At 51.9% G+C, this 3,720-nt stretch carries 4 protein-coding genes and 2 tRNA genes; 2 read left to right on the top strand and 4 right to left on the bottom strand.

Annotated features, from left to right (window positions below):
• Positions 1 to 55: 55 nt before the first annotated feature.
• A complete protein-coding gene (gene ilvL, locus ACW14G_RS22655) occupies positions 56 to 154 on the bottom strand; it encodes an ilv operon leader peptide (RefSeq protein WP_001311244.1) in 99 nt (32 codons plus the stop codon).
• 355 nt (positions 155 to 509) lie between these two features.
• Between ilvL and ACW14G_RS22650 the strand changes: the two genes are divergently transcribed.
• A complete protein-coding gene (locus ACW14G_RS22650) occupies positions 510 to 2,030 on the top strand; it encodes a YifB family Mg chelatase-like AAA ATPase (RefSeq protein WP_223803543.1) in 1,521 nt (506 codons plus the stop codon).
• A gap of 25 nt (positions 2,031 to 2,055) precedes the next feature.
• Here the strand turns inward: ACW14G_RS22650 and ACW14G_RS22645 are convergent, their stop codons facing one another.
• Positions 2,056 to 2,394 (bottom strand): DUF413 domain-containing protein, encoded by a 339-nt coding sequence (locus ACW14G_RS22645; protein ID WP_064549235.1) that lies wholly within the window; start codon positions 2,392 to 2,394, stop codon positions 2,056 to 2,058.
• Between the two features lie 88 nt (positions 2,395 to 2,482).
• Here ACW14G_RS22645 and hdfR point away from each other — a divergent pair, with 88 nt between their 5' ends.
• Complete coding sequence (hdfR, locus tag ACW14G_RS22640) at positions 2,483 to 3,331, top strand: HTH-type transcriptional regulator HdfR (protein ID WP_419058057.1); 849 nt, start codon at positions 2,483 to 2,485, stop codon at positions 3,329 to 3,331.
• A gap of 99 nt (positions 3,332 to 3,430) precedes the next feature.
• Here hdfR and ACW14G_RS22635 read toward each other — a convergent pair.
• A tRNA-Trp gene (locus ACW14G_RS22635) sits at positions 3,431 to 3,506 on the bottom strand.
• A gap of 53 nt (positions 3,507 to 3,559) precedes the next feature.
• Positions 3,560 to 3,636: transfer RNA gene (locus tag ACW14G_RS22630), tRNA-Asp, on the bottom strand.
• Between the last annotated feature and the right edge of the window lie 84 nt (positions 3,637 to 3,720).

The raw sequence follows: 3,720 nt of genomic DNA, 5'->3' as shown, positions 1-3,720 counted from the left end.
AAAAAAACCCCCGGACCTTTCGGTGCGGGGGTCTTAGTTCGTTAAGGCTTGATTTCTAAGCCTTTCCTCGTCCAAGTGCAGCCCCGCACGGTGGGATAATAATCACCACCACGCTAATCACGACCAGGCTAATCACTCGTAGAAGGGCTGTCATTTTCGTCTGTTCTTGCATCTTGTTCGAAGGAATACCTACAGAGTTACCACAGACATCACAAAAAGCACAAGTTTTTTTTATGACACGGATGATTACCATGCTAACGATCTGATTAAAACGATTTGTTTTATATAGAGAATTTATGAAATGAAAAAATTTCACCTTTTGACTCTGACCACGGCCCGGCGGAAGACTTCATGTACGGTGTAGGTTGCGTTATTCGAGCGCGCTTCCGGAAAAAATGAAATGCGCTGAAAATCAGCGAAAATACAGGAATGTGCCACGTAAATACGGTAATCATCGGATTAATGCTACGACAGGATGACACATAATACCGCCATTCAGGGAGGGAACTATGTCGCTATCCGTCGTCTATACGCGCGCCGCGCTGGGGATCAGCGCCCCGCTCATTACTATCGAAGTGCATATCAGCCAGGGGTTGCCCGGCTTGGTCATGGTGGGGTTACCGGAAACCACCGTCAAAGAGGCCCGTGACCGGGTGCGTAGCGCCATCATCAACAGTGGATATACCTTTCCGGCAAAGAAGATAACCATCAACCTGGCACCCGCCGACCTCCCCAAGGAAGGCGGGCGATATGATTTACCTATCGCTATTGCGCTCCTGGCGGCTTCTGAGCAGCTTAATAGCCAAAAACTGGGGCAGTATGAGTTTGTAGGCGAATTAGCGCTCACGGGCGCGCTACGCGGTATTCCTGGGGCGCTATCGGCCGCAATGGAGGCAACCCACGCCGGTCGCCAGATTATACTGTCCGATGATGACGCGCCGCTCGTGGGGCTACTGGGCGGTAGCGACTGTCTCATTGCCAGTCATCTTCTTGAAGTCTGCGCATTTCTGGAAGGAAAGCAGGATTTACGTCTGCCACCGCCGGAGAGCCTGTCGACGGCTGTCGCGTGTGAAGATTTAAGCGAAGTGATGGGTCAGCAACAGGGTAAACGTGCTTTAGAGATAACGGCATCCGGTGGCCATAATCTGTTGCTTATTGGGCCGCCAGGTACGGGAAAAACCATGCTCGCCACCCGAATGCGCGGATTGCTTCCGCCGCTCAGCGATCGTGAAGCACTGGAAAGCGCGGCCATCATTAGTCTGGAGAATACCTATCGCGTGCAAAACGAATGGCGTCGCCGTCCTTTTCGCGCGCCTCATCATAGTGCTTCTCTGACAGCAATGGTCGGCGGTGGCTCAATTCCTGCGCCAGGCGAGATCTCTCTCGCCCATAACGGCATCCTGTTTCTCGATGAGCTACCGGAATTTGAACGTCGGGTTCTGGATGCACTGCGAGAGCCAATCGAGTCCGGTAAGATTCATATTTCACGTACACGAGCAAAAATCACCTACCCCGCGCGGTTTCAGCTCATTGCTGCCATGAATCCGAGTCCGACCGGGCACTACGAGGGGCAGCATAACCGCTGTACACCAGAGCAGACGTTGCGTTACCTCAATCGGCTTTCTGGGCCGTTTCTCGACCGCTTTGATCTGTCGCTGGAGATACCGCTGCCGCCGCCTGGCCTGCTGAGCCAGTCTGTGCATACGGGAGAAAACAGCCAGACGGTACAGCAACGGGTTATCGTGGCGCAGCAGCGCCAGTATGAACGCCAGGGAAAGCTTAATGCGCATTTAGGTAGTAGCGACATCCGGCAGTATTGCTCGCTGGGGGAGGCAGATGCGTTATGGCTTGAACAAACGTTAACGCGTTTGGGGCTGTCTATTCGCGCCTGGCAGCGCTTGCTAAAGGTGTCGCGTACGCTGGCAGATATGGAGGGAGTTGAGGATATTGCAAAACATCATTTGCAGGAAGCGCTCAGCTATCGCGGTATCGACAGGATGCTTGCCCATCTGCAAACCTTACTACAATAAAAAAGGGGCCAAAGCCCCTTTTTTATTAATCGTCGCTATCGGTGTAGTCTTCAGCGCCTTCCACCTGCGGTTTACCACCAGACAGGGTGTGGAAACGCTTCGGACGCTTAATGCGCGTAACATACTTGGTCCATACGCGTTCAGCATCCGTCGCTGGCTCACGTTCACCGCGGCATACCGAAACAAACTGCTGTTCTTCTTCGGTCGCAGGCTCGCGTTTGCCAAGATCGAGTTCGTTAAAGGCAAAGCCATAACGCTCAAGCAGCTGCGCCTCTTTGATGGTGAAATCACCATGACGAGAGAACCCGCGCGGATAATTTTTATTATCGAAAAAACGATTAGTCGTCGTAAAGCTTTCCGCCATCCTACACGCTCCTAATTCTTTGGCCGAGCTATTTATGGCGCGGAGTATTAGATACGCTTGACAGAGTGTAAAACAAAAGATTTAAATCATTACGACAAAAAAATTTGCGGAGAAAGCTGTGGATACCGAATTGCTGAAAACTTTCCTCGAAGTGAGCAGAACTCGCCACTTCGGGCGAGCTGCAGAAGCGCTCTATCTGACACAATCTGCGGTGAGCTTTCGAATCCGTCAGTTAGAAAATCAGCTTGGGGTTAACCTGTTTACCCGGCATCGTAATAACATCCGTTTAACCGCGGCGGGAGAAAAACTTCTCCCCTACGCCGAAACGCTGATGAGTACGTGGCAGGCTGCGCGTAAAGAAGTGGCGAACACCTCGCGACACAATGAGTTTTCAATCGGTGCGAGCGCTTCGCTGTGGGAGTGCATGCTCAATAAGTGGCTGGCACGGCTTTATCAGGCAGATAATTCTCTGCAGTTTGAGGCGCGGATCGCCCAGCGTCAGTCGCTGGTTAAGCAGTTACACGAGCGCCAACTCGATCTCTTACTCACTACCGAAGCGCCCAAGATGGATGAATTCAGCAGCCAACTACTGGGCCATTTTGAGCTTGAGCTGTATTGTGCTTCCCCGGAAACGACCAAAGCCGATCTGAACTATCTGCGCCTGGAGTGGGGGGCCGATTTCCATCAGCATGAAGTGGGGCTTATCGCTGCTGACGATATTCCTTTGCTGACCACCAGTTCGGCCAGCCTGGCACGCCTTCAACTGGTGCCGCTAAAAGGTTGCACCTGGTTGCCTGTTTCATGGGCACAAGATCAGGATGGGTTATATCCGGTAACAGATGGTGCAGCGATTTTACGGCCTTTATACGCAATCTGGCTGCAAAATAGCGATAAACAAGCACAAATTCGCGACATATTGAAAAACAACGTTTTTTGATTAAAGCGATCATTTTATGGCCCGGAGAACCGCGATGGGCCTTTCAGGAAGGTAAATTTTGGACAAAAAAAATCCTTCGCCGAAGCAAAGGATTATAGATGGCAGGGGCGGAGAGACTCGAACTCGCGACACCCGGTTTTGGAGACCGGTGCTCTACCAACTGAGCTACGCCCCTAAAGTTTTTTGCCATTAAGCCTGCCAGTAAGGCAGGCTTAATGTCTTAATAAGTGGCGGAACGGACGGGACTCGAACCCGCGACCCCCTGCGTGACAGGCAGGTATTCTAACCGACTGAACTACCGCTCCACCGAATTTCTTTGTCACTACCCGGATTATTCATCCCGGTTTACTGCAATTTGATGCCTGGCAGTTCCCTACTCTCGCATGGGG

Source organism: Kluyvera sp. (assembly GCF_965301105.1).
Note: the sequence above shows the minus strand (reverse complement) of the source record. Positions and strands in the feature narration are given on the sequence as shown.

Bases quoted from the DNA above. Each gene is read 5' to 3' on its own strand.
- ilvL (WP_001311244.1), bottom strand. From the start codon at position 154: ATGACAGCCCTTCTACGAGTGATTAGCCTGGTCGTGATTAGCGTGGTG.
- ACW14G_RS22650 (WP_223803543.1), top strand. From the start codon at position 510: ATGTCGCTATCCGTCGTCTATACGCGCGCCGCGCTGGGGATCAGCGCC.
- ACW14G_RS22645 (WP_064549235.1), bottom strand. From the start codon at position 2,394: ATGGCGGAAAGCTTTACGACGACTAATCGTTTTTTCGATAATAAAAAT.